At 65.9% G+C, this 22,231-nt stretch carries 25 protein-coding genes; 6 read left to right on the top strand and 19 right to left on the bottom strand.

The genetic code is table 11. The features are described 5' to 3' along the window. Nucleotides 1-11: 11 nt before the first annotated feature. From SFU54_RS10935 to SFU54_RS10920, 4 genes are read right to left on the bottom strand one after another with little or no spacing between them, the layout of a single operon-like run. Nucleotides 12-425 carry a transcriptional repressor gene (locus SFU54_RS10935; RefSeq protein ID WP_319016304.1) on the bottom strand — a complete coding sequence of 138 codons (414 nt, stop codon included), beginning with the start codon at nucleotides 423-425 and terminating at the stop codon, nucleotides 12-14. Beyond that, nucleotides 422-1,279: a metal ABC transporter permease gene (locus SFU54_RS10930; protein WP_319016303.1), complete on the bottom strand. Its 858-nt coding sequence runs from the start codon at nucleotides 1,277-1,279 to the stop codon at nucleotides 422-424. Before SFU54_RS10930 ends, SFU54_RS10935 begins: the two co-directional genes overlap by 4 nt. Beyond that, nucleotides 1,276-2,094, bottom strand: coding sequence for a metal ABC transporter ATP-binding protein (locus tag SFU54_RS10925; RefSeq protein ID WP_319016302.1), 819 nt, complete (start codon nucleotides 2,092-2,094; stop codon nucleotides 1,276-1,278). The genes SFU54_RS10930 and SFU54_RS10925 overlap by 4 nt, the downstream gene beginning before the upstream one ends. After that, complete coding sequence (locus SFU54_RS10920) at nucleotides 2,091-3,053, bottom strand: metal ABC transporter solute-binding protein, Zn/Mn family (RefSeq protein ID WP_319016301.1); 963 nt, start codon at nucleotides 3,051-3,053, stop codon at nucleotides 2,091-2,093. The genes SFU54_RS10925 and SFU54_RS10920 overlap by 4 nt, the downstream gene beginning before the upstream one ends. 101 nt (nucleotides 3,054-3,154) lie before the next feature. Here SFU54_RS10920 and SFU54_RS10915 point away from each other — a divergent pair, with 101 nt between their 5' ends. Beyond that, nucleotides 3,155-3,604, top strand: a complete 450-nt coding sequence (locus SFU54_RS10915) for a nitroreductase/quinone reductase family protein (protein WP_319016300.1) — start codon at nucleotides 3,155-3,157, stop codon at nucleotides 3,602-3,604. Here the strand turns inward: SFU54_RS10915 and SFU54_RS10910 are convergent. From SFU54_RS10910 to SFU54_RS10895, 4 genes are read right to left on the bottom strand one after another with little or no spacing between them, the layout of a single operon-like run. Beyond that, entirely contained in the window at nucleotides 3,601-4,917 is a 1,317-nt protein-coding gene (locus SFU54_RS10910) for a dihydrolipoamide acetyltransferase family protein (protein WP_319016299.1), read from the bottom strand. The two genes, SFU54_RS10915 and SFU54_RS10910, sit on opposite strands and share 4 nt — an antisense overlap. A 16-nt stretch (nucleotides 4,918-4,933) precedes the next feature. Then, on the bottom strand, nucleotides 4,934-5,914 hold the full coding sequence (locus SFU54_RS10905; protein ID WP_319016298.1) for an alpha-ketoacid dehydrogenase subunit beta: 981 nt from the start codon (nucleotides 5,912-5,914) through the stop codon (nucleotides 4,934-4,936). Then, entirely contained in the window at nucleotides 5,914-7,029 is a 1,116-nt protein-coding gene (locus SFU54_RS10900; protein ID WP_319016297.1) for a thiamine pyrophosphate-dependent dehydrogenase E1 component subunit alpha, read from the bottom strand. The genes SFU54_RS10905 and SFU54_RS10900 overlap by 1 nt, the downstream gene beginning before the upstream one ends. A gap of 35 nt (nucleotides 7,030-7,064) precedes the next feature. Beyond that, entirely contained in the window at nucleotides 7,065-8,147 is a 1,083-nt protein-coding gene (locus SFU54_RS10895; RefSeq protein ID WP_319016296.1) for a histidinol-phosphate transaminase, read from the bottom strand. Nucleotides 8,148-8,245: 98 nt separating this feature from the next. On the opposite strand from SFU54_RS10895, the gene SFU54_RS10890 reads away from it, so the two are divergent. Continuing rightward, entirely contained in the window at nucleotides 8,246-8,650 is a 405-nt protein-coding gene (locus tag SFU54_RS10890; RefSeq protein ID WP_319016295.1) for a phage holin family protein, read from the top strand. A gap of 10 nt (nucleotides 8,651-8,660) precedes the next feature. Here SFU54_RS10890 and SFU54_RS10885 read toward each other — a convergent pair whose 3' ends face one another. Both SFU54_RS10885 and SFU54_RS10880 read right to left on the bottom strand, forming a co-directional pair. Further along, nucleotides 8,661-10,055, bottom strand: a complete 1,395-nt coding sequence (locus SFU54_RS10885) for a hypothetical protein (protein ID WP_319016294.1) — start codon at nucleotides 10,053-10,055, stop codon at nucleotides 8,661-8,663. After that, on the bottom strand, nucleotides 10,052-10,348 hold the full coding sequence (locus SFU54_RS10880; RefSeq protein ID WP_319016293.1) for a hypothetical protein: 297 nt from the start codon (nucleotides 10,346-10,348) through the stop codon (nucleotides 10,052-10,054). Before SFU54_RS10880 ends, SFU54_RS10885 begins: the two co-directional genes overlap by 4 nt. A gap of 149 nt (nucleotides 10,349-10,497) precedes the next feature. On the opposite strand from SFU54_RS10880, the gene SFU54_RS10875 reads away from it, so the two are divergent. Both SFU54_RS10875 and purB read left to right on the top strand, forming a co-directional pair. After that, nucleotides 10,498-11,025: a low molecular weight protein-tyrosine-phosphatase gene (locus tag SFU54_RS10875; RefSeq protein ID WP_319016292.1), complete on the top strand. Its 528-nt coding sequence runs from the start codon at nucleotides 10,498-10,500 to the stop codon at nucleotides 11,023-11,025. Continuing rightward, nucleotides 11,022-12,419, top strand: coding sequence for an adenylosuccinate lyase (gene purB / locus SFU54_RS10870; protein ID WP_319016291.1), 1,398 nt, complete (start codon nucleotides 11,022-11,024; stop codon nucleotides 12,417-12,419). Before SFU54_RS10875 ends, purB begins: the two co-directional genes overlap by 4 nt. Before the next feature lie 7 nt (nucleotides 12,420-12,426). Here the strand turns inward: purB and SFU54_RS10865 are convergent, their stop codons facing one another. The 8 genes from SFU54_RS10865 to SFU54_RS10830 form a co-directional block, all read right to left on the bottom strand. Further along, nucleotides 12,427-12,666: a hypothetical protein gene (locus tag SFU54_RS10865; protein ID WP_319016290.1), complete on the bottom strand. Its 240-nt coding sequence runs from the start codon at nucleotides 12,664-12,666 to the stop codon at nucleotides 12,427-12,429. After that, entirely contained in the window at nucleotides 12,663-13,247 is a 585-nt protein-coding gene (locus SFU54_RS10860; protein ID WP_319016289.1) for a hypothetical protein, read from the bottom strand. Before SFU54_RS10860 ends, SFU54_RS10865 begins: the two co-directional genes overlap by 4 nt. A gap of 64 nt (nucleotides 13,248-13,311) precedes the next feature. Beyond that, nucleotides 13,312-14,706 (bottom strand): replicative DNA helicase, encoded by a 1,395-nt coding sequence (gene dnaB, locus SFU54_RS10855; RefSeq protein WP_319016288.1) that lies wholly within the window; start codon nucleotides 14,704-14,706, stop codon nucleotides 13,312-13,314. A 418-nt stretch (nucleotides 14,707-15,124) separates the two neighbouring features. Then, nucleotides 15,125-15,577, bottom strand: a complete 453-nt coding sequence (gene rplI / locus SFU54_RS10850) for a 50S ribosomal protein L9 (RefSeq protein WP_319016287.1) — start codon at nucleotides 15,575-15,577, stop codon at nucleotides 15,125-15,127. Between the two features lie 9 nt (nucleotides 15,578-15,586). Further along, nucleotides 15,587-15,847 carry a 30S ribosomal protein S18 gene (rpsR, locus tag SFU54_RS10845; protein ID WP_047561128.1) on the bottom strand — a complete coding sequence of 87 codons (261 nt, stop codon included), beginning with the start codon at nucleotides 15,845-15,847 and terminating at the stop codon, nucleotides 15,587-15,589. Between the two features lie 57 nt (nucleotides 15,848-15,904). Further along, a complete protein-coding gene (locus tag SFU54_RS10840) occupies nucleotides 15,905-16,420 on the bottom strand; it encodes a single-stranded DNA-binding protein (RefSeq protein WP_319016286.1) in 516 nt (171 codons plus the stop codon). A 2-nt stretch (nucleotides 16,421-16,422) separates the two neighbouring features. After that, nucleotides 16,423-16,815: a 30S ribosomal protein S6 gene (rpsF, locus tag SFU54_RS10835; protein ID WP_319016285.1), complete on the bottom strand. Its 393-nt coding sequence runs from the start codon at nucleotides 16,813-16,815 to the stop codon at nucleotides 16,423-16,425. Between the two features lie 146 nt (nucleotides 16,816-16,961). After that, on the bottom strand, nucleotides 16,962-18,389 hold the full coding sequence (locus SFU54_RS10830; protein WP_319016284.1) for a CCA tRNA nucleotidyltransferase: 1,428 nt from the start codon (nucleotides 18,387-18,389) through the stop codon (nucleotides 16,962-16,964). A 25-nt stretch (nucleotides 18,390-18,414) separates the two neighbouring features. Here SFU54_RS10830 and SFU54_RS10825 point away from each other — a divergent pair, with 25 nt between their 5' ends. Together SFU54_RS10825 and murJ are read left to right on the top strand one after the other, a co-directional pair. Further along, entirely contained in the window at nucleotides 18,415-20,487 is a 2,073-nt protein-coding gene (locus tag SFU54_RS10825) for a DUF6049 family protein (protein ID WP_319016283.1), read from the top strand. Next, complete coding sequence (murJ, locus tag SFU54_RS10820; protein WP_319016282.1) at nucleotides 20,484-22,118, top strand: murein biosynthesis integral membrane protein MurJ; 1,635 nt, start codon at nucleotides 20,484-20,486, stop codon at nucleotides 22,116-22,118. The genes SFU54_RS10825 and murJ overlap by 4 nt, the downstream gene beginning before the upstream one ends. On the opposite strand, the gene SFU54_RS10815 is transcribed toward murJ, so the two are convergent. Then, the coding region (locus SFU54_RS10815; protein ID WP_319016305.1) for an integrase core domain-containing protein at nucleotides 22,115-22,231 on the bottom strand (117 nt) is incomplete at its 5' end. The genes murJ and SFU54_RS10815 overlap by 4 nt on opposite strands.

Here is a 22,231-nt window from a genome sequence, read left to right as displayed (position 1 = left end):
GCGAACTCGGTTCATGCACCATTCTGGCCTGGTTGAGAGCTCCCCGTCGTCGCGCACTCACGACACAGCCCGAATACATCGACAACATGATGGGGTTGCACGAAACCATGCTGGTTTGCCACCTCACGCGCCCACTGTTCGATTGCTTCCGCTTCGATTTCCACCGTGAGTCCGCAGTTGCGGCAAATGAGGTGGTGATGGTGGCTGCCGGGAGTACACGCTCGGTAGAGCGACTCACCATCTTGCTGCAGTGAGTCGGCCTCGCCCTCGTCGGCAAGATCGGCGAGAGCCCGATACACCGTGGCCAGGCCAATGCTCGAGCCCGCATCCTTCAGGGCGCCATGCAAGGCCTGCGCACTCACAAACGTTTCAGAACCGGCGAGGGCGGTGCGCACCGCCTCGCGCTGCCAGGTATTGCGTTTCATGCTGAACTCCGTGCCCACCGTGAGGCCTCGGCGCGCCGAACAGTTCGCTGACCGACGAGGCGACACACGAGGTAGATGCCGAACGAGATGGTCGTGATGTAAGGGCTGATCGGCAACGAACCACCGAGGGCGAGAAGGATGCCCCCCACGGCCGACACGAACCCAAAGATCATGCTCAGAACGGGGACGAGCACGGGTGACGCCGAGACGCGCAGGGCTGCCGCCGCGGGTGTGACGAGGAGCGCGAGCACGAGCAAGGCGCCGATGATCTGCACCGAGACGGCCACCGTCAGGCCCAGCAACGTCATGAAGACAATGCTCAGCGCGCGGCCGGGCACGCCGCGCGCACTCGCCACCTCCGGATCGAGGCTGTCGAAGGTCAGAGGTCGCCACACGATCAACAGAGCAATCAGCACGACGAGGCTGATCGCGATGAGCAGCCCCAGCTGAGGCAGGTCAACGCTGATGATCTGGCCGGTAAGCAGACCGAACTTGTTTCCGCTTCGACCGGGGTACAGGGCCAAAAACAAGATGCCCAGCCCGAGGCCAAACGGCATCAAGACGCCGATGATCGAGTTGCGATCGCGAGCCTTCGCGCCGAGCACGCCGATGAGAGCGGCCGCGATGAGCGAGCCGACGATCGAGCCCGCAACGACATTGAGCCCGAGCAGGAGGGCCGCCGCGGCACCCGCGAACGACAGCTCACTAATGCCGTGAACGGCAAACGCCATATCGCGCTGCATGACGAAGACACCGATGAGGCCGCCCACGATTCCGAGCACGGCCGCGGCCACGATCGAGTTCTGCACGAGGGCGAGCAATTGCACGTAGGTCGCCCAATCGACGCCGATCATGCGATCACCTCGTGGTGGTGCTCTGCCTCGGGTGCGCCCACCACGATCACGCGGCCATGCGAGCGAAAGACCTCGACGGGCGTTCCGTACAAGCGCGACAAAACGTCATCACGCAAAACCTCATCGGGAGTGCCCACGGTGAAGCGACCCTGCGCGAGATACAGCACGCGGTCGACCATCGGAAGCACGGGATTAATGTCGTGCGTGACAAAGATCACGGCGGTGCCGTGGTCACGTCGGCGCGCGTCGATGAGTTCACTCACCGCGCGCTGGTGCTGCAGGTCGAGGCTCATGAGGGGCTCGTCGCACAACAGCAGTGTGGGGTCGTCGGCGAGAGACTGAGCAACCCGCAAGCGCTGCTGCTCACCGCCCGAGAGACTGCCGAGCGGGCGGTCGGCGTAGCCGGTGGCTCCGACGGCGGCGAGCAGGGCATCCACCGTCGCGCGATCAGAGCGGGTCGTGATGGGCGGCCCGTAACGCTGACCGTTGACGCCGAGCATGACCAGGTCTCGCCCGCGAAGGGGCGTGCCGGGCGCGACGATTTTCTGCTGCGGAATGTAGCCGATGCGCCGATGCCCGCGATGTGCGGCATGCCCGCCCACGAACACCTCACCGGCGTCGAGGTGCTGCTCGCCGAGCATGGCGCGCAACAAGCTCGTCTTGCCCGTGCCGTTGCCCCCGAGAACGGCAATGAATTCACCCGGCTGAACGTCGAGCTCGAGGCCGCTCCACACGACGCGATCGCCGAAGACGAGCGCCCCGCCCCGGATGCTGAGCACCGGGGCGGGGGAACGATCGTCGCCGAGCGAGGTCACGCCGGCGTCAACGCCTGGGCGACCGCTTCGATGTTGGCGCGCATCCACGAGACATAGTCTTGCGCGTCGGGCAGGGTCTCGGTGAACGAGACGACGGGGATGCCCGCTGCTTCGGCCGCCGCACGAACCCGTTCGGTCTCGGGGCTCGCCGTCTGCTCGTTGTAGGCGAGCAGTCGAATCTCGCCCGAGGCGATGAGGTCGAGCGTCTGCTGCAGCGCAAGCGGGGGAACGTCGGCGCCTTCTTCAATCGCCTCGACGAATTCGGCGGGGGTTTCGTCGTCAAGCCCCAGCTCGGCGAGCAGGTAGGCCGGCACGGGCTCGGTCGTCGCGACCACACCGCCGCCCAGCGCTGAGGCGACCGACTCAAGCTCACCCTCCAACGCCTCGAGCTCGGCGAGCCAGGCCGTCAGGTTCTCTTCGTAGGTGGCAGCGTTCGCAGCGTCGATCTCGGCCAGTTCGGTCGCAATCGCCGTGGCCACGTCACCCATCACGTGCAGGTCGTACCAGACGTGCTCATTGACACCCTCGAGGTGGCCGTGACCGTCGTCGTCAGCGTGCGCCTCGTCGTCGGAGTGCGCCTCGTCGTCAGCGTGCTCGTCTTCGAGGCCCGCCACTGACGCGGCCGACACGACGACCGCGCTCGTTCCCGAACCCTCGACGAGCACGTCGATAAACGGGTCGTACCCGCTGCCGTTCTCGATGACGAGATCGGCGGTCGCGATAGCGAGCTGGTGTTGAGCACTTGCTTCGTAGCTGTGGGGGTCTTGCGCGGCAGAGTCGATGATGCTCGTGACGGTCGCGAGGTCACCGGCGATGGTCGCCGCAATGTCGCCATAGACATTCGTCGATGCAACGATCGAGAGCCCCTCGGTCGTGGATGCGGGAGCGGCGCAACCGGTGAGAGTGACGGCGGTAGCGGCGGCGAGAACGATGGCGGTCGTGGTCGTGCGTGCGATCATGCCCCGATGCTACGTGTTATCGAGAATGATTGTCAAAAGCATTCTCAATAAGCATTCGGCTCGAGTGGCGGGCGGTCAGGATGCCCCGCTACGGTCGCCCCATGTCGAACCGCCGCGCCATGCTCACGATGACCGGGTTTCACCGCGCCGTGTTGCGTCTGACCGGGGGGCGCATCGGGCGATCACTCGGGGGCATGCCCGTGATTGACCTGACCACGGTCGGACGCAGTAGCGGCCTGCCGCGCACGACGATCCTGACCGTGCCCCACCGCGAGCCTCTGCCGGGGGACGGCGAACGCCTCATCGTCATCGCGAGCCGGGGTGGTGACGACGCGCAGCCCGCGTGGTACCTCAATCTCGTGGCCGAGCCCACGGTGCAGGTGGCGAGGGTCGGCGAGCATCCACGGCCCTACATCGCGCGCACGGCCGACCCCACCGAGCGGGCGCGCCTGTGGCCCCTCGCCGTGCGCTCGTATCGCGGCTATGCCGCTTACCAGCGCAAGACTCAGCGCGAGATTCCCGTGGTGATTCTCGAACCCGCCACCGACTAGTCGAGCAGCAGCGCAGGCTCTTCGATGACGCTCGCGACGTCGGCAAGGAATCGGCTCGCGACGTCGCCGTCAACAACGCGGTGATCGAACGAGCCGCCGATCGTCGTCACGAAACGCGGGCGCACCTCACCGTCGACCACCCAGGGCTTCTGCTTGATCGTGCCGAGGGCAACGATGGCGACTTCACCCGGGTTCAAGATCGGCGTACCGGTGTCCATACCGAAAACGCCGATGTTCGTGATCGTGATCGTGCCGTCGGCCATGTCGCTCGGCTGGAGCTTGCCGTCGCGCGCCGTGTTGGTCATGAGCTCGATTGCCTGGGCGAGCTCGCGCAAGCTCAGGTCTTGCGCGTTCTTGATGTTCGGCACCACAAGCCCGCGCGGGGTCGCCGCGGCGAATCCGAAGTTGACGAAGTGGTGCACGATGATCTCGGTGTCGGTCCACGTCGAGTTCACCGTAGGGTTGCGGCGCACGGCCCACATCATGGCCTTGGCCATGATGAGCAGCGGCGACACCTTAATTCCGGCGAAGTCAGGGCTTGCCTTGAGGCGCTTGACGAACTCCATCGTGCGCGTCGCGTCGACGTCGACGAATACGCTCACGTGCGGAGCACTGAACGCGCTCTTGACCATGCCCGCGGCGATCGCCTTGCGCACGCCCTTGACGGGAATGCGGTCTTCGCGCTCGTTGGGCCACTCGGGCGTCTGAATGTTGCGGAAGACACTCGCCTGCTGAGCGTGCCGAATCACGTCGTCGCGCGTGATCTCACCCGCGAGGCCCGTGGCCGTCACGGCCGTGAGATCAACGTCGAGGTCTTTGGCGAGCTTGCGAATCGGGGGCTTGGCGATGACGGGGCCCGAGTCGGCGGCGGGCACCGACGCGAGTCGGGGGGCGGCGGCCGGGGCCGCAGCCGGGGATTCCGCCTTGCCGCGCGTGCGGCGCGAGGCCACGTGGCTTTTGGCGCCGTAGCCGACGAGCACGGCGCCGGGCTTCTCGGCCTCGGCCTCGCTGACGATCGTGGATGCCGTATCGGCGACCCCCGCATCCGTCGCCCCGGGTCCGCTGGCCGGGCCGTCGCCCCGCACGGTGATGATCGGCGTGCCGACCTCGACGGTCTGCCCCTCGTCGACGAGCAAGGCATCGACCGTGCCCGCGAACGGCGACGGCAGCTCGACGAGCGACTTCGCCGTCTCGATCTCGACGAGCACCTGGTTGATGGTGACCGTGTCGCCGGGCTTGACGCGCCACGACACGATCTCGGCCTCGGTCAGACCCTCGCCGACGTCGGGGAGCGGGAACTCGGAGATGCTCACGATTCCTCCAGTGCGATCAGTAGGCCAGCGCGCGGTCAACCGCGTGCAAGATGCGGTCGACGTCGGGCAAGTACGCGCCCTCGAGCTTGGCAGGGGGAAAGGGGGTGTCGTAACCGCTGACGCGCAACACGGGGGCTTCGAGTGAGTAGAAGGCTTTTTCGGTGACCGTCGCGGCGATTTCGGAGCCGATGCTCACCGACCCGGGTGCTTCTTGCGCCACGACGAGGCGGCCCGTGCGACGCACCGAGTCGAGCAGAGGGGCGTAGTCGATCGGCGAGAGCGACCGAAGGTCGACGACCTCGATGCTCGTGCCCTCCTCAGCGGCGAGCGCCGCCGCGTCGAGCAGCATGCTCACCATGGCTCCGTGGCCCACCACCGTGACGTCGGTTCCCTCGCGCACGATGCGCGACGCGTGCAGCTCGGCGCCGGGTGACGCGAGGTCGACCTCGCCCTTGGGCCAGTAGCGACTCTTGGGCTCAAAGAACATGACCGGGTCGGTGCTCTCGATGGCCTGCTGAATCATCCAGTACGCATCGTGCGGCGTCGCCGGGCTCACGAGCCGCAAGCCGGCAGTGTGGGCGAAGTAGGCCTCGGGGCTTTCTTGGTGGTGCTCGACCGCGCCGATGTGTCCGCCGTAGGGAACACGGATGACGACGGGCAGCTGCAGCGCGCCCTCGTGGCGCGCCGTGAGCTTGGCGAGCTGCGTCGTGATCTGGTCGAACGCCGGAAAGATGAAGCCGTCGAACTGAATCTCAACGACGGGCCGGTAGCCGCGCATCGCCAGGCCCACCGCCGTGCCCACGATGCCCGACTCGGCGAGCGGGGTATCAAGAACGCGGTTCGCCCCGAACTGCTTCTGCAGACCTTCGGTCACGCGAAAGACTCCACCGAGCGGGCCAATGTCTTCGCCCATGAGCACGACCTTGTCGTCGGCCTCCATGGCTGCCGCGAGGCCGAGGTTCAGAGCCTTGGCCATCGTCAACGTTTCGGTCGCCATCACGCACCCCCCTCGAACGACGCCTCAAAGTCGGCGAGCGCCTGGCGCTGGGCATCCATGACCGGATGCGGCTGGCTATAGACGTGCGCGAACATCGACTCGGCGGGCGGGGGCTCGAGAGCGAGCGTGCGAGCGCGAACATCAGCGGCAAACTGCTCGGCCTCGTCGTTCACCTCCGTGAAGAACGCCTCACTCTCACCGAGACCCCGCAAGTAGGTTTCGAAGCGCGAGATGGGGTCACGCTCTTGCCAGTAGTGCAGTTCGTCATCGTCGCGGTACTTGGTGGGGTCATCACTCGTCGTGTGCGCACCCATGCGATAGGTCAGCGCCTCGATGAACTGTGGGCCCTCGCCCGCGCGAGCCGCGTCGAGGCTTGCGGCCGTCGCCGCATAGCTCATGAGCACGTCGTTGCCGTCGATCTGCACGCTCGGAATCCCAAAGCCGCGGGGCCGGTGGAAAAGCGGCGTGCGCGATTGCACCCGCACCGGAACCGAAATCGCCCAGTGGTTGTTCTGCAAGAAGAAGACCTGCGGGGTCTGGTAGCTCTGCGCAAAGACGAACGCCTCGTTGACATCGCCCTGGCTCGTCGCGCCATCGCCGAAGTAGACGAGCACCGCCGTGTCTTTCATGGCATCGCCCGTGCCCACAAGCCCGTCAAACCGCAGGCCCATCGCGTAGCCCGTGGCGTGCAAGGTCTGCGACCCGATCACGAGCGTGTAGATGTGAAAGTTGCCGGTCTCGGCCGGGTTCCAGCCACCGTGAGTAAGGCCGCGCAACATCTTGATGATCTGCACGACGTCGAGGCCACGAATGTGGCCGACCGCGTGTTCGCGGTAGGCCGGGAAGATGTGGTCGTGCGCCTTGGCGGCGAACCCCGATCCGACTTGCGCCGCCTCTTGGCCGAGGCTCGGAATCCACAGGGCGAGTTGGCCCTGGCGCTGCAGGTTGCCAGCCTCGATATCGAAGCGGCGAATTACGCGCATGGTGCGATAGAACTCGCGCAACTGCTGCTCAGTGAGGGCATCCACATACGGCAGGTACGCCTCGGTGGCCTCACTGGCCACGCGCTTTCCGTCGGGCGCGAGCAGCTGCAGCGTCTCCGGGGTGTACGACATGGATTCCACTCTAGGGCCGCGCGTGCGGCCACTGGTCAGAGGGTGCGCACAACCTCACTCGTGGCGGCCAACAGAGTTTCCACAGATTCGGCCTCACCAATCGACACGCGGATGCCCTCCGGAGGGAACACGCGCGCCACAATCCCGGCCGCGGCGAGGGTCTCGCCCGCGGCGGCCGTGGCCGGCCCGGTCGGCAGCCACACGAAGTTGCCCTGCGAGGCGGGCACGCGCCACCCTTGCTCGCGCAGTGCCTCCTGCACCTCATCGCGGCGCTGCGCCAGGGATCGCACGCGCTCGAGCAACTCGGGCTCAACCTCCATCGCCGCGAGCACTGCGCGTTGCGCGGCCTCGGTCACGCTCAGGGGAATCGCGGTGCTGCGCGCCGCGTCGAGCACGTCCACCGGACCAATGGCGTAGCCGACCCGAAGGCCCGCGAGCCCGTACGCCTTCGAGAAGGTTCGCAGCACGACGAGGTTGGGGTAGCGCCGCACGAGCGTGGCGCCGTCGACTGCCGTCGGGTCGTCGACGAACTCGGCGTAGGCCTCGTCGAGAATGACCAGCAGATCACTCGGCACGGCTGCCATGAAAGTCTCGAACTCTTCCGCCGTCACCACCGTGCCCGTGGGGTTGTTGGGCGTGCAGACGATCACCGCGCGCGTGAGATCGGTCACGGCCGCGGCCATCGCAGGCAAGTCATGTCGGGCATCAGCGGTGAGGGGCACGCGCACGCCCGTTGCGCCGGCGACAGTGACGAGCCCCGGGTAGGCCTCGAAACTGCGCCAGGCGAACACGACCTCGTCGCCCACGGTGGCGGCTGCGCTGATGAGTTGCGCGAGCAGCGCGACGGATCCGGCCCCCACGATGATCTCGTCGGGGGTGACGCCGTGCCGCTCGGCCAGTCGTTCGCGCACGGCGAGCGCCGTGGCATCCGGATACCGATTGATGTCGAGATCGCGAATCGCCGCCAGCACGGCCGGGTGCGGCGGAAAGGGATTCTCGTTGCTCGAGAGCTTGAAGGCGTTGGCCGATGCGGGCTTGCCCTGTTTGTAGGCGGGCAACGACACAATTTCGGGCCGAAGGCGCACGGCGGGCTTGCTCGAGGTCGGCAACTCAGTCACCCCTTCAGCCTACGTCGACCCGCATTTGCTGATCTCGCGACGGCTGTTCACCCGGTGGTCAATTGCCGCGACGGCGCCGCAGTGGGCATAGTTGAGACATGGGACGCTTTCTGATTCGCCTGATTATCAACACCATTGCGCTGTGGCTCACCACGATCCTCGTCGAAGGCGTCAAGGTCGTGTCGTATGGCGCCGAGGGCGACACGGTTGCTCTTGTGCTCACGTATCTGCTCGTGGGTCTCATCTTTGGCGTCGTCAATGGCGTGATCGGCAACATGATTCGCATCGTCGCCTTTCCGATTTACATCTTGACGCTCGGACTGATTGCACTCATCGTCAACGGTTTGCTCTTGTTGCTCGTTGCATGGATTTCGAGCCTGCTCGGGTTCGGCCTCACGGTTGACGGTTTCTGGTGGGGCGTGCTGGGTGCTGTCGTGCTCGGCCTGCTCAGCTGGCTGATCGGGGTGCTGCTGCGCCCTCTCGTGGGTCGCAAGCGCTCGTAAGCAGCCGCGGTCACTGCGGCGAGCTCGGGATGCGCGTCGCCGTGTATGAACTCGCGATTCCCGACTGCGGCACGCGCGGCAGGGCCTCGATCGCCGCGCGCAGCGCGGCGCTGTCATGCGCATCGGCCTCGGCCGCCGTGCGCAGGTAGCGGTCGAGGTCGTGAGCGGGAACGAACCCCTCAGGATGCTCGCCCGAGGTGATCGCATCACCGCGCACGACCACTGCCGTCGTCTCGCGGCGAATGCCCGACAGGGTGGGCACGAGATCATCACGATGCTCGATCACGATGGCCGGGTAGTCGCCACGCACGGGCATTGCGCCGCTCGGAGCCCCGACGGTCACCAAGCCCGTTGTGCGGTAGTCGCCCGACTCAGCAAGCACCGTCGCAATCGCTCCGCCTTGTGAGTAGCCCGTGAAGACCACCGAGGTGTCGCTCGTGACGCCTTCGGCAGCGAGTGCTGCACGCACCGCTTGCACCGACGAAGCCTCGACGCCCGCGATGATCGCGACATTGCTCGCCATGTCCCAGGGTTGCTCGCCGCCCATTGGGGCGTGGGCGTCGGTGCCGGCGATGTACACCTCAACGTGCACGCTGCCATCGGGCAAGGCATAGCGCTCGATGACGATAGGGGTCGACGCATCGGGAATGCGTGCCACCCGGTCGGCGAGCGAGTCGGGGGGTGCCACCGGGCGAGTCTCTCCGCCTCGACGCAGGTCAGAGCCGGCGCGGTCGACACGCACCGGATCGGTGCCGTTTGCTCCGGCGAGCGCGGCCAGCCCGACCACCGCCAGGGCGGCCGAGTCGATGCCCGTGACATCGAGCCCGGCTTCGCCGAGCGTGGCCACCACGGTCGGCGGCACACCCACCGTGCCGAGCACGGCGTCATCAGCCAGAGTGAGGGCCGCCCGAATGGCCTCGAGCACCGTGGGCTCCCGCAGTGCGGGTGCCAGGGCCGATAGCGCCGAGACGAGCTGGTGTGTGATCAGTTCGCGCTGCTGCTCGGGAAGCAGCTGGGCAATCGCGGTCACTCTGCTCGCCGCGACGACAACGCCCGGCACCACGATGAGGCCCAACCGCGACAGCACGAGACCAGCGGTTGCCGCAAGGTGCGATGCCACCAATTCACCCGCGCGCGCCGCCGCTCGCTCACTCGACTCATACAGACTCGCTGCTGACCACAGGGCTCGTGACAGCTCGCCAACGTGATCGCGCGCCCGCACGACCGCGCTCTCGATCTCCCAGAGGTCGGCATCGATGCCATGGCTCACGCCCGTGCGAAGCGGCGGGATGCGCACCGTGATCTCGAAACACTGCTCGGCGGCCGACTGCAGAACACGGCTCAGCCTCTCGAGTTCGTCGACGGCCACCCCCGATCCCACCCCGACGGCAAGGGTTCCGGTCATGGCACAACCCCCACGCCCTGAATCACCACACGCTCCAGTTGCGCGCGCACGGCGTCGAGGCGCTCAATCTGCCGAGAGAGGCGCGCCCGCTCGATACCGAGCGACTGCTCAAAGGCCTCCCGTGCCGGGCCCCACCAGTCGTGGAACGCACCGCTCTCGGGAAGCACCGTGAGCACCATCGAGACCCGGTCGATCAGGTCATCGACGAGCACGATCTGCCGGCGCACCTCGTCGTGAGGGTCGAGGCCTCGCCCCGACGGCGAGCAGGTATCGAGGGGGGAGGTGGCGTACACGCACGAACTCCTCTCTGCGGGCGCACCGCATCCGTCGCCGCCATCGTGCGCCCTCGGTCGTCACGTCGGTGGGTGGCGGGCGCGCTCGGCTCGTTGACGGCCACGGGGGCGCGGGTGTGGAGGAGGGGGAACTGGGACACAATGGGGGCATGAGCTTCGACCGGGTCTTAGACGCACCCGGGATGTTTCGCATCTGCTTTGTCTGCACCGGAAACATCTGCCGTTCACCGATGGCCGAAGCCGTTTTCCGCGAACTCATTCGCGCGCGCGGGTGGGAAAGCCACGTTGGCGTTCACTCAGCAGGTACCGGTGAGTGGCACGTTGGCGAAAGCAGCGACCCGCGCACGGTGGCATCGCTGCGGGCGCGCGGCTATGACGGCGGCGGTCACCGTGCCCGTCAGTTCGACACGGCGTGGTTCGAGAGCCTCGACCTCATCATTGCGTTCGACCGCACCCATGAGCGCATCTTGAAGTCGTGGGCGCCCGATGACGACGCGCGCGCGAAGGTTCACTTGCTCTTGAGCTTCGACCCCGAGGCCGGGGGCGCACTCGACGTTCCCGACCCCTACTACTCCGACGCGGCGATGTTCGACGCTGTGCTCGGCATGATCGAGCGGTCGTGCACCGCGCTCTTCCGCCAACTCGAACCCGGAATCCGACAGGGAGTCGTCTCATGAGCCCGCTCAGCATCCAACCCCTCAGCCCCCTCGATGGGCGGTATCAGGCACAGGTTTCTGCCCTGGGCGAGCACTTGAGTGAGGCAGGACTCAATCGCGCGCGCATTCAGGTCGAGGTCGAGTGGCTCATTCACCTCACCAATGCGGGCCTCTTCGGGTCGCAGCCCCTGACGGCTGAGCAAGCCCGGCAGTTGCGAGCGATCGTCGCCGACTTCAACGACGACGACACGGCCGACCTCGCGCGGCGCGAGGCCGTGACCCGCCACGACGTGAAGGCGGTCGAATACTTCGTTCGCGACAAGCTCGCCGCGCTCGGCCTCACCGAGATCGCCGAACTCACGCACTTCGCGTGCACGAGCGAAGACATCAACAACCTTGCCTACGCGATCACGATTCGCGCGGCCGTTCACGATGTGTGGATGCCCCGCGCACGCGCGCTGGTCGACGCGGTGCGCGGCCTCGCCGTCAGTCTGCGCGACCAACCGATGCTCGCCCACACGCACGGCCAGCCGGCGACGCCGACAACAATGGGCAAAGAGCTCGCGGTCACCGTGCACCGACTCGAGGTGCTGTTGGCCTCGATTGACGAGGTCGAGTACCGAGGAAAGTTCTCGGGTGCCACGGGCACGTTCTCGGCGCATCTCGCCGCTGATCCCGACCACGACTGGATCAGCGCATCCCGCGACTTCGTCACGGGACTCGGCCTGACCTGGAACCCGCTCACGACGCAGATCGAGTCGCACGACTGGCAAGCGCAGTTGTACCAGCGCATCAGCCATGTCGGCCGCGTGCTGCACAACCTGTGCACCGACATGTGGAGCTACATCTCGATGGGCTACTTCCGCCAGATTCCGCAGGCGGGCGCCACGGGCTCGTCGACGATGCCGCACAAGATCAATCCGATTCGATTCGAGAACGCCGAGGCGAACCTCGAGCTCGCGAGCGCTCTGCTCGACTCGCTCGCGGCTACGCTCGTGACGTCACGCCTCCAGCGCGATCTCACCGACTCGACGACACAACGCAATGTGGGCGTCGCGCTTGGCCACTCGCTTCTTGCGCTCGACAACATCATCAAGGGCCTCGGCGACGTCGCGATCGATCCGGATGCTCTCGCTCGCGATCTCGACGGCAACTGGGAAGTGCTCGGCGAAGCCATCCAGACCGTCATTCGCGCCGAAGTCACGGCCGGCCGCAGTTCGATCGCTGACCCCTATGCGCTGCTCAAAGAGCTCACTCGTGGCCACCGCGTCGGAGCCGACGAGTTGCGTGCGTTCGTCGACGCCCTCGACATCTCGGCCGAGGCAAAAGCCCGGCTCGCCGCACTGACGCCGCACAGTTACGTCGGTGCTGCCTCGCGTCTCGTCGACTACGTCAGCGGCGCTTCGCCTGAGTGACGACGACCTAGTCGTTCTTGGTGTCGGGCTCTCGCTCGCCCTCGGCAGGGCGATTGGGGGTGATGGCGAGCATGAGCATCGCGAGCACCACCAGATCGAGCACGAAGGTTGCACCGAAGACGATCAATGAGAACACCAACTCGCGCGTCACCATGAGCGTGATGAGAGCCACGAACACGGCGACAAGCGCCGCGAGGGCGACGAGCTCAGCGGGGCGCAGGGTGATGCGCGTGCGGGGTTCGGTCATGCGTCGGTGCTCTCTTTCACGGGGGACGACCACTTGAGGCTAAAGCCGGCAATCAACAAGAAGATGGCGAGCATCACGGCGTAGGCGCCGAAGAAGCCCACAGCACTGACGGGGTCACCCACCAGGGCAAGCACGACGGCAAGGGCGAGCGTTGCGCCGCCAATGACGAGCGCGTCGCGCGCAAAAACGCTGCGACCGCGATGACGGATGCCCCACACGAGCTCGAATGCGCCCGCGACGACCGCATACCCACCCACGAGCAGCAGCAGCATCGCAAGCCCAGCCCCCATCACGAGAAGCACCACGGCCGCGAGAGCGCCAGCGACTCCCGCGATGATCGCGAGGCCCCGGTGCAACGACCGAAGCTCGTCGGCGGGGCCGAGCCACACGCTCGACGCCCCGGCCACGACGGCTGTTGCGATACCGAAGACGCTGAGCATCGTCAGCCCGAGTGCGGGTGAGTGATTCGCCGTGAAGGTGATGATGAGTCCGACAACCGCCGCCGGAAGCGCTCGGAGTATGGGTCCGATCCACGACACGCGCGCGGCGGTGGCGTCGGTCGACACAGGCGCGGAAGTCATGCGGTTATCGTACGGCGCGGCGCCCGTGAGCATCCTGCGATGATCGTGAGTTCGCGACGGCAGCCTAGATGCGAGGCATATCGGCGAAGCGCGACAAGTGCCCTTGGAACGCCACAGTGATGGTCTTCGTCGGGCCATTGCGGTGTTTCGCGACGATCAGGTCTGCTTCGCCGGGGCGAGCGCTCTCTTTCTCGTAGGCACTGTCACGGTGCAACAAAATGACCATGTCGGCATCTTGCTCGAGCGAGCCCGACTCGCGGAGGTCGCTCAGGGCCGGCATCTTGTCGGCGCGCTGTTCGGGGCCACGATTCAGCTGCGACAGCGCAACGACCGGAACCTGAAGCTCTTTGGCCATGAGCTTGAGTGCGCGCGAGAACTCACTCACTTCTTGTTGGCGGCTCTCAACTCGCTTGCCGCTCGTCATGAGCTGCAAGTAGTCGATGATCACCATCTTGAGCCCCACCTTTTGCTTAAGGCGGCGGCACTTCGCGCGAATCTCGACGAGCGTCATATTGGGACTGTCATCGATGTAGAGGGGAGCATCGTTGATGCGTCCGCGCGTGGCTGCGATCGTCGTCCACTCGCGCGAGTCGATCGTGCCCTTGCGCATCGCCTGCAGGGGAACCGATGACTCGGCGGAGAGTAGGCGCATCGCGATCTCACTGCGCCCCATCTCGAGCGAGAAGATGATCGTCGGCAGGTTGTTCTTGATCGAGGCGCCACGCGCGAAGTCGAGCGCGAGCGTTGACTTACCCAGTGCCGGGCGAGCAGCAACGAGAATGAGCTGCCCACCATGAAGACCGTTGGTGAGTTCGTCAAGATCGGCGAATCCGGTTGGCACACCGGTCATCGACCCGTCGCGGCCTTTCGCCGCCTCGATTTCATCAATCGCGGTCGTCACCGCTTCGGTGAGGGGAATGAAGTCTTCCGCCTCGACACCACCGGCGACCTGGTAAATCTCGGCCTGCGCGTTGTTGACGAGGTCAGTGACTTCACCCTCAGAGGCGTAGCCCATCTGCACAATGCGGGTACCGGCCTCGACGAGACGACGGAGAACAGCCTTCTCGGCGACGAGCGACGCGTAATACCCCGCATTCGCTGCGGTCGGCACGATCGCCGTCAGGGTGTGGAGATAATCAGCACCGCCGGCGCGACTGAGGGCACCGGACTTGGTGAGCTCGTCAGTGACCGCAATCACGTCTGTGGGCTCACCGTGTGAGTAGAGCGTGAGGATTGCCTCGAAGATCACCTCGTGTTTGGGAACGTAGAAGTCCACGCCGCGCACGCTCTCGATGACGTCGGCAACCGCGTCTTTGCTGAGCAACATGCCACCGAGGGCGCTCTGCTCGGCCAGGAGATCGTGCGGAGGAACGCGGTCGTGGTTGCGAGAGTCGCTCGTGCTGCGCTGTTCGGCACCCGCCCGCGGGTCGGTCGCCGCTGAGATGTGCGCAATCGACATAGCCAACCCCCCGTTTCATGCCGTGACTTAGGTCTACCGCCCACCGCTGACACGGGATGCGGCATCCCGCTCGCGATGGCCCTGAGTGCGACGGTTCACCCTAGAAACGGCGGGCATCCGGCCTCAAATCCCCTTGTGGATAACAATGTGGAATTCTGCGGAGAAACGCCGGAGACGATGTGGGGAACATGTGGAAACACATGTGCACTCTCTCGGAATATTTCTGCGCGAAACGGCTCTGACCTGGGATTTAACTATTCACACGGTGTGTGGAGAAACAGCCTTCAACCGACCCCTGAGGGTTGATGCACGCGCGGCGTCGTCTGTGGACGAACACGCCGTCACCCCCTTGACAGGAGAATGCACAAAGCGGTACCCGCGCCGAAGCGCGAGTACCGCTGTGTGGTGCTGAGCGTGACTATTTGGCGGCGACGACCGAGATCGTGATCGTGGCCACAACGCCATCGCGCAACTTGAGAATGGCCTCGTGCTGGCCGAGCCCCTTGATGGGCGCGACGAGCTCGAGCAGGCGCTTGTCGATCGAGCCAAGACCTGCCGCCGCGACAGCATCTGCCACGTCGCCGGTCTTGACCGAGCCGAACAAACGACCCTCAGCGCCCGCCTTGACCGACAGCGTGACGGGGTTCGCCTCAAGGCGAGCCTTCAGGTCGAGGGCCTCTTCGATCGTGGCGTACTCGCGCGCAGCGCGGGCGGCCTTGATCGAGTCAACCTGCTTCTCGCCACCGCGGCTCCACGCCACGGCAAGACCCTGAGGAATGAGGTAATTGCGGGCGTACCCGTTCTTGACCTCGACGACATCGCCAGGAGCACCGAGACCGGTGACGTCCTGCGTGAGAATGAGCTTCGACATCAGGTGCTCCTATCGGCCCGCGCCTGCGTACGGCAGCAGTGCCATCTCGCGCGCGTTCTTGACGGCGCGAGCGATGAGGCGCTGCTCCTGCACGGAGACACCGGTGATGCGACGAGCACGGATCTTTCCGCGCTCGGAGATGAACTTGCGGAGGGTCGCGACGTCTTTGTAGTCAATGACGCCAACGCGGATCGCTTTCGCGGGAGCGGCGTTCTTCGCGCCCTTGCCACCGCGAGGCTTGCGGCGGTCGCCGCTGCTCTTGCCAGCCATGTGGTTGTCCTTTTCTTACGGGATGTTCAGAAGTGAATCGCGCCGAAGCCGGGCGAATCAGAAGGGAGTGTCGTCCGAGAACGAGCCGGGGGTGTTCCACACGTCGCCGCCCGACGGAGCGCTGGCTGACGCCGGTGCACCCCACGGTTCGTCGGCGATCGGGGCGCCGTTTCCACGGCCTCCACCCATCGGGGCACCACCAGCGCCAACGGCGCTGCGGGTGACCTGAGCGGTCGCGTACCGCAGGCTCGGGCCGATCTCGTCGACCTCCAGCTCGATAGTGGTGCGCTTTTCGCCCTCTTTGGTCTCGTACGACCGCTGCTTGAGTCGACCTTGAGCGATAACCCGGCTTCCCTTGGTGAGCGAACTCGCCACGTGCTCGGCGAACTCGCGCCACACGCTCGCGCGCAGGAAGAGGGCGTCACCGTCTTTCCACTCGTTCGACGCTCGGTCGAACGAACGGGGAGTCGACGCGATCGTGAAGTTCGCGACGGCGAGTCCGCTCTGCGTGTACCGCAGTTCGGGGTCGGCAGTCAGGTTGCCGACAACGGTGATGATCGTCTCGCCGGCCACGACTACTCCGCAGCCGTGGCGTTCGACGCGGCCTTGGTGGCAGCGCGAGCAGCCTTCGCCTCGGCGCGAGCCGAGTTGTCGGCTTCGATCGACGCGGCGCGAGCAACGGCCTCTTCGGTGCGCAGAACTTTCGTGCGCATCACGGCCTCGCTGAGCTTGAGCTGACGGTCGAGCTCTTGCGTTGCCGAGGGGTTCGCCGTGAAGTTCACGACGGCGTAAATGCCCTCGGTCTTCTTGTTGATCTCGTAAGCAAGGCGACGACGGCCCCAGATGTCGACGGTCTCAATAGAGCCGCCATCGTTCCGGATCACGCCAAGGAACTTGTCCAGGCTCGGAGCGACAGTGCGCTCATCGATCTCCGGGTCGAGAATGACCATCAATTCGTACTGATGCATGACTCACCCACCTCCTTCGGACTCGAACGGCTGCAGACGGTCTGCAGCAGGAGGGTTATGGCATCGTGTGCTCCCGCGCGCATGCGGCGGGGCAACCTGCAGAGTCTAGTCGCACACCGACTCTGCCTCAAACCACGAGACGGGTTTCACGCGCGAGCTGCGAACCAGGCTTTCAACCGACGCTCCGCCTCTGCTTCACCCAGCGGCCCCTCATCGAGGCGCTGCTCGAGCAAGAACCGGTAGGCCTCTCCAACGACGGGGCCTGGGCGCAGTCCCAGAAGCGCCATGATCTGCTCGCCATCGAGATCGGGACGAATGGATTGCAGCTCTTCTTGTTCCGCAAGTTCAGCGATGCGGCGCTCCAACTCGTCGTAGGCACCGCGCAACCGCGCCTCTTTGCGGCGATTGCGGGTCGTGACGTCGGCTCGAGTGAGAATGTGCAGGCGCTCGAGCAGAGCATCCGCGTCGCGAACATAACGACGCACCCCGGAGTCGGTCCAGGGTGCATCGCTGTACCCGAAGAACCGCAAGTGCAACTCGATCAATCGGCTGACGGCGGTAATCGTGTCTTTGTCGAAACGCAAAGCCGTGAGTCGTTTGCGGGCAAGCTTGGCACCCACGACATCGTGGTGGTGGAAGGTGACCGCGCCCCCCGGCTCCACGCGCTTCGTGACCGGCTTGCCAATGTCGTGCAGCAGGGCGGCGAGGCGCAGAACGACATCAGGCGCCTCGTCGGGAGTGCGCTCTGACTCAAGCTCGATTGCTTGCTCCAGCACCGTGAGTGAGTGCTCGTAGACGTCTTTGTGGTGGGCGTGCTCGTCAACCTCGAGGCGCAGGGCGGGCAGCTCCGGCACGACGTGTTCCGCGAGTCCTGTGTCAACGAGCAGTGCCAACCCCCGCCGAGGGGCAGTCGTGCTGACAAGCTTCACGAGCTCATCGCGAATGCGCTCGGCAGAAATGATCGACAAGCGGTCGCGCATCCGTCGCATGGCGTCGATGACCGACGGGTCGAGGTCGACCTGCAGTTGAGCGGCGAAGCGCGCGGCCCGCAACATGCGCAAGGGATCATCGCCAAAGGAATCGTCGGGGCTTCCCGGCGTCATGAGTCGGCGGGCGAACAGGTCATCGAGGCCCCCAGAGGGGTCGACGAGAGTGCGGGCAGGCAATCGCAATGCCATCGCGTTGATCGTGAAGTCGCGGCGAATGAGATCGCCTTCGAGCGTGTCGCCAAACGCCACTTCTGGCTTGCGCGAGTCGGGTGAATACGCATCGGTGCGATAGGTCGTGATCTCGACCGTGTGATCGCCCAGGCGAGCGCCAATGGTTCCGAACGCCCGCCCAATGTCCCAGTGCGCCGTCGCCACGGGAGCAACAATGCGAACAATGTCGTCAGGTCGGGCCGAGGTGGTCAAGTCAAGATCGTTGACGGGCCGGCCGAGAAACGCGTCGCGAACCGGCCCACCCACGAGTGCCAACTCGTGGCCGGCCGACGCGAACCGCTCGGCGAGCGTGGCCAGCGGCTCCGATGTTGCGAGGGCCTCAAGTCGGGTGACGGCCTGGGCCACGCTCTCCATAGTCACCAGAGTCTAGACTTCCCCCATGTCGGCCGAGCGGGAACGAGGGGGTCGCCTCGCGCTCCCCCTCATGGGGCGCCGCTGGGCTGGCGTGGTCATGATCACGGGCCTCGTGCTGGTGTCGCTATCGCAACCAGTGATCACCGATGTGGCGATGGCCTCCACCACGTCCACGAGCGACGAGCCGGCCATTGAGCTCATCGCGGCTCCCGCGAACTCGGGAATCGTGAGGCCAGACGGATCAGCGAGCGTTCGCGTGACGATCACTAACACCGGCTCCGTCAGCACCGGCGACATGGTCGTGTCGCTCGATATCGACGGCTCGACGGTCGCGACCCCTGATGACCTCACCCAGTGGTTTGGCGGGGCCACCGTCAGCATCGAGACCGTGCCGGCTGCGACCGCGCCGGTCTCTGCTCTCGACCCCCAGGCGAGCGCCGTGCTCGATCTGATCGTGTCGGATGCCCGAACCGTCTTCGCTGGGCCGTTTGGGGCTCGGCTCGCTGCCATCACGGTGACCGGTGCGGATGCCCCCGCCGACGGCTCCCCTCTCGCGCGTGACCGCACCGCGGTCGTGTGGGTGCCCGATGGCACCACCGCCCCGGTCGCCGCCACGACTTTTGTGGCCGCGATCGCAACACCGGGCGAGTCGGCAGGATTCCTCTCCGCCGACGTTCTCGCTCGCTACACCGCAGCGGGCGGCGCACTCACCCGCACGCTCGACGCCGTTGCCGGTCGACCCGTGCTGCTCGCGGTCGACCCGCGCGTCGTCGCCTCGATTCGACTGCTGGGTGACGACGCCCCCGCCGACGCGGTGGTGTTTCTCGACCGACTGCTCGCCGCGCCGAACGAGAGCTTTCTCTTGCCGTGGGCCGACGCTGACCCACTCGTGACGATCGCGGCGGCTTCACGCCCCGTGCCACGCCCCGAAGGAACCGGCGTCGTCACCGTCGCCCCGGGCGCGGTCGACGAGACTCCGGCCCCGAGCCCCGACCCGAGCGATGCCGTCACGATCGACGAGCTTGCCCAGTGGCCCGCGACTCTCGGCGGTATCGCCTGGGCGGAGGCCGGGCTGCTCACAGCGGCGGCGGTGCCGGTGCTGAGCGATGACGGAACGTCGGTGCTCATCGCCCCCGGTTCGTCTCTCGAGAGCATGGCGCCGGTGCAACAGGTCGGTGATGTGAGGGTTCTCCGCACTGACGACGTGCTGAGTTCTGCGGCGCGAGCAGCGAGCCTCGCAGTCTCTCAACAGCGGTTCGATCACGCCATGGCACGCGTGTCTGCCGTGCTGGCGTCGACCGCTGCTGCCGAGCCGGGCATCCCGGTGATCATTCCCCTCGAGCGCGATCAGTTGGCGGGCACTGGTCGTTTGCTCGACACCATCGCCCAAACGGTGGCGTTGCCGTGGGCGACGGGTGCGCTGGCCTCTGACGCCTTGAGCCGCTCGGCATCAAGCTCGGCGGTGGTCGAGCCGGCGGTCGACGACACGCGAGTTGCCGCTGCGCGAGCAGCGCTGCAAGCCGAAGCCGCCGACCGCGCCTTTGCATCGATCGCCGTGACACCTGCCTCGATCACCGATCTACGTCGCCTCGAATTGCTCGCCGCGCTGTCGGTGGGCTGGGGCGATCAATCCGTTGACGCCTTGCAGCAATTCGTTCGGGAATCGGCTGACCTGCAGTCATCGGTGCAAGTCGTCGAGAGCAGCACCATTACGTTGCTCGCTGACCGCGCCTCGTTGCCGGTCACTGTTCAGAACGATCTTGATGTCGCGGTTCGCGTCTTCGTCAAGGTTGAGCCCGACACGACTCAGTTGCGCGTTCTCGACACGCGTGTCGAGACTCTCGTCGAACCCCGCTCGCAAACCCGCGCGCGGGTTCCGGTGGAATCACTCACGAACGGCCAGGTCGACATCACTGTCACGGTTCGGGATGCCGGCGGCGCCATCATCGGAAACCCCACCCGGGTCGCCCTCAACCTGCAAGCCGGCTGGGAGACCGCGGGAACGATCGCGATGGCCGTCGCGCTGATTCTTTTGCTCGGCTTCGGAATCATTCGGGACGTTCGCAAGCGTCGGCGGCTTCGGGCGGAACACGCGTGACGACCGCTGACGGGCAGAGCGTCGGCCGCGCGAGCCTTGTTCTGGCGGCGGGCACAATCGTGTCACGCGTGCTCGGCTTCATCAGCGCGGTCATGCTCACGACAACCCTCGGCGCGCTCGGCTCCGGTGCCAACACCTTCGCCCTCGCCAATCAGCTACCGAACAACATCTACGCGATCGTCGCGGGCGGTGTGCTGAGCGCGGTGCTCGTTCCGCAGATCGTTCGGGCCAGTGTCAACGCCGACGGTGGTCAGCAATTCATCAACCGGCTCGTCACGATCGGCATCGTGGTATTTCTGATTGCCGGCATCGTCGCGACACTAGCGGCGCCGCTTCTCGTCAGCCTCTACACGGCATCGGCTGACGAATCGGGAACGCGCGGGTTCACGCCTGACGAAGTGTCGCTCGCCGTCTCGTTTGCCTACTGGTGCTTACCGCAAGTGCTGTTCTATGCCCTGTACACGCTGTTTGGCGAGGTTCTCAACGCCCGTCGTGTGTTCGGGCCGTTCACGTGGGCCCCCGCCGTCAACAACCTGGTCGCGATCGGCGGAATGGTCGCCTTCGGCCTGATGTTCGATGCCGACGTCAGCGACGCCACGGCGTGGACGCCGGCCATGATCGCTGTACTCGCGGGCACCGCCACTCTGGGTGTCGCCGCTCAAGCCTTTGTGCTCACGTTCTTCTGGCGTCGCGCTGGCCTGCAGTACCGGCCCGACTTCCATTGGCGGGGATCCGGGCTCGGCGCGACGGGCCGTGCGGCGGGTTGGGTGTTCGCCATGATCATCGTGATGCAGGCGGGGGGCGTCGTGCAGACCCGCGTCGCGTCCATCGCGGCCACGCCCGACGATGCCTCGCTCATGGTGATGCGCACCGCGTGGTTGCTCTTCATGCTCCCGCACTCGATCGTGGTCGTCTCGCTGGTCACGGCATACCTCACGCGCATGAGCACGCACGCCCGAGACGGCGACCGCGAATCGGTGCGCGTCGACACGACCGAAGCAACACGTCTCACGGTCTTGTTCATGATCCTCGCGACCGTCGGGCTCGTCGCCGTCGCGGTTCCCTTCGGGCGCATCTTTGACGCCGCGGCTATCGATCAGATCGCGATCGTGCTCATCGCGTTCGTCGTCGGGCTCGTGCCGTTCAGCGTCTACTTCGTGATGCAGCGCGTCTTCTACGCCATCGACGACACCCGCACCGCCTTCTGGCTCCAGGCCGCTCACACCCTGTTTTTCATCATTGGCGCCGTGTTCTGCAGCCTGCTCCCCACAGCATGGATCGTGCCCGGCATCGGTCTGGTGACGTCGGCGGCGGCGTTCTTCCAGATGATCATCGGCGGATTCGCGTTGCGCCGCCGTATTGGCTCTCTGGATGCCCCGCTCATCGCCCGCCGCACTGCCCAGTTCATCGCTGCCGGCGCGGCATCCCTGCTCACGGGTCTGCTCATCGGGTGGTCGCTCGGCACGTTCGGCGAGAGTGGATTCGCCCGCGACACGGTCGGCGGCGCAGCCGCGAGCATCGCGATCATCGGCCTACCGATGATCGCGATCTACGCGGGAGCGCTCCTCGCGATGCGCGTTCCCGATGCGACGAGTGCGGTGGCTCTCGTGCGGCGCCGACTCAACCGCTAGGTGTAACGACCCGTGAGGTTGTGAACGCGGCAAGCGGGCGTGTGACCGTCGAGGGCGCTGTGGGGTCGTCGGCGATTGTATTCCTCGAGCCAGTCAGCGTAGGTCGCTGATCG

It is taken from the genome of Microcella sp., assembly GCF_033763155.1.
In the GTDB taxonomy this organism is placed as follows: Bacteria; Actinomycetota; Actinomycetes; order Actinomycetales; family Microbacteriaceae; genus Microcella.
The sequence above is the reverse complement of the archived record's forward strand: the minus strand, read 5'-3'. Positions and strand labels throughout refer to the sequence as shown.

Excerpts from the sequence above, each read along its gene's own strand:
- SFU54_RS10830 (WP_319016284.1), bottom strand. The coding sequence starts at position 18,389 with ATGGAGAGCGTGGCCCAGGCCGTCACCCGACTTGAGGCCCTCGCAACA.
- SFU54_RS10900 (WP_319016297.1), bottom strand. The coding sequence starts at position 7,029 with ATGTCGTACACCCCGGAGACGCTGCAGCTGCTCGCGCCCGACGGAAAG.
- SFU54_RS10905 (WP_319016298.1), bottom strand. The coding sequence starts at position 5,914 with ATGGCGACCGAAACGTTGACGATGGCCAAGGCTCTGAACCTCGGCCTC.
- SFU54_RS10890 (WP_319016295.1), top strand. The coding sequence starts at position 8,246 with ATGGGACGCTTTCTGATTCGCCTGATTATCAACACCATTGCGCTGTGG.
- rpsF (WP_319016285.1), bottom strand. The coding sequence starts at position 16,815 with ATGCATCAGTACGAATTGATGGTCATTCTCGACCCGGAGATCGATGAG.
- SFU54_RS10930 (WP_319016303.1), bottom strand. The coding sequence starts at position 1,279 with ATGATCGGCGTCGATTGGGCGACCTACGTGCAATTGCTCGCCCTCGTG.
- SFU54_RS10885 (WP_319016294.1), bottom strand. The coding sequence starts at position 10,055 with ATGACCGGAACCCTTGCCGTCGGGGTGGGATCGGGGGTGGCCGTCGAC.
- rpsR (WP_047561128.1), bottom strand. The coding sequence starts at position 15,847 with ATGGCTGGCAAGAGCAGCGGCGACCGCCGCAAGCCTCGCGGTGGCAAG.
- SFU54_RS10920 (WP_319016301.1), bottom strand. The coding sequence starts at position 3,053 with ATGATCGCACGCACGACCACGACCGCCATCGTTCTCGCCGCCGCTACC.
- SFU54_RS10915 (WP_319016300.1), top strand. The coding sequence starts at position 3,155 with ATGTCGAACCGCCGCGCCATGCTCACGATGACCGGGTTTCACCGCGCC.
- rplI (WP_319016287.1), bottom strand. The coding sequence starts at position 15,577 with ATGTCGAAGCTCATTCTCACGCAGGACGTCACCGGTCTCGGTGCTCCT.
- SFU54_RS10825 (WP_319016283.1), top strand. The coding sequence starts at position 18,415 with ATGTCGGCCGAGCGGGAACGAGGGGGTCGCCTCGCGCTCCCCCTCATG.
- SFU54_RS10860 (WP_319016289.1), bottom strand. The coding sequence starts at position 13,247 with ATGACTTCCGCGCCTGTGTCGACCGACGCCACCGCCGCGCGCGTGTCG.
- SFU54_RS10865 (WP_319016290.1), bottom strand. The coding sequence starts at position 12,666 with ATGACCGAACCCCGCACGCGCATCACCCTGCGCCCCGCTGAGCTCGTC.
- SFU54_RS10875 (WP_319016292.1), top strand. The coding sequence starts at position 10,498 with ATGAGCTTCGACCGGGTCTTAGACGCACCCGGGATGTTTCGCATCTGC.
- SFU54_RS10935 (WP_319016304.1), bottom strand. The coding sequence starts at position 425 with ATGAAACGCAATACCTGGCAGCGCGAGGCGGTGCGCACCGCCCTCGCC.
- dnaB (WP_319016288.1), bottom strand. The coding sequence starts at position 14,706 with ATGTCGATTGCGCACATCTCAGCGGCGACCGACCCGCGGGCGGGTGCC.
- purB (WP_319016291.1), top strand. The coding sequence starts at position 11,022 with ATGAGCCCGCTCAGCATCCAACCCCTCAGCCCCCTCGATGGGCGGTAT.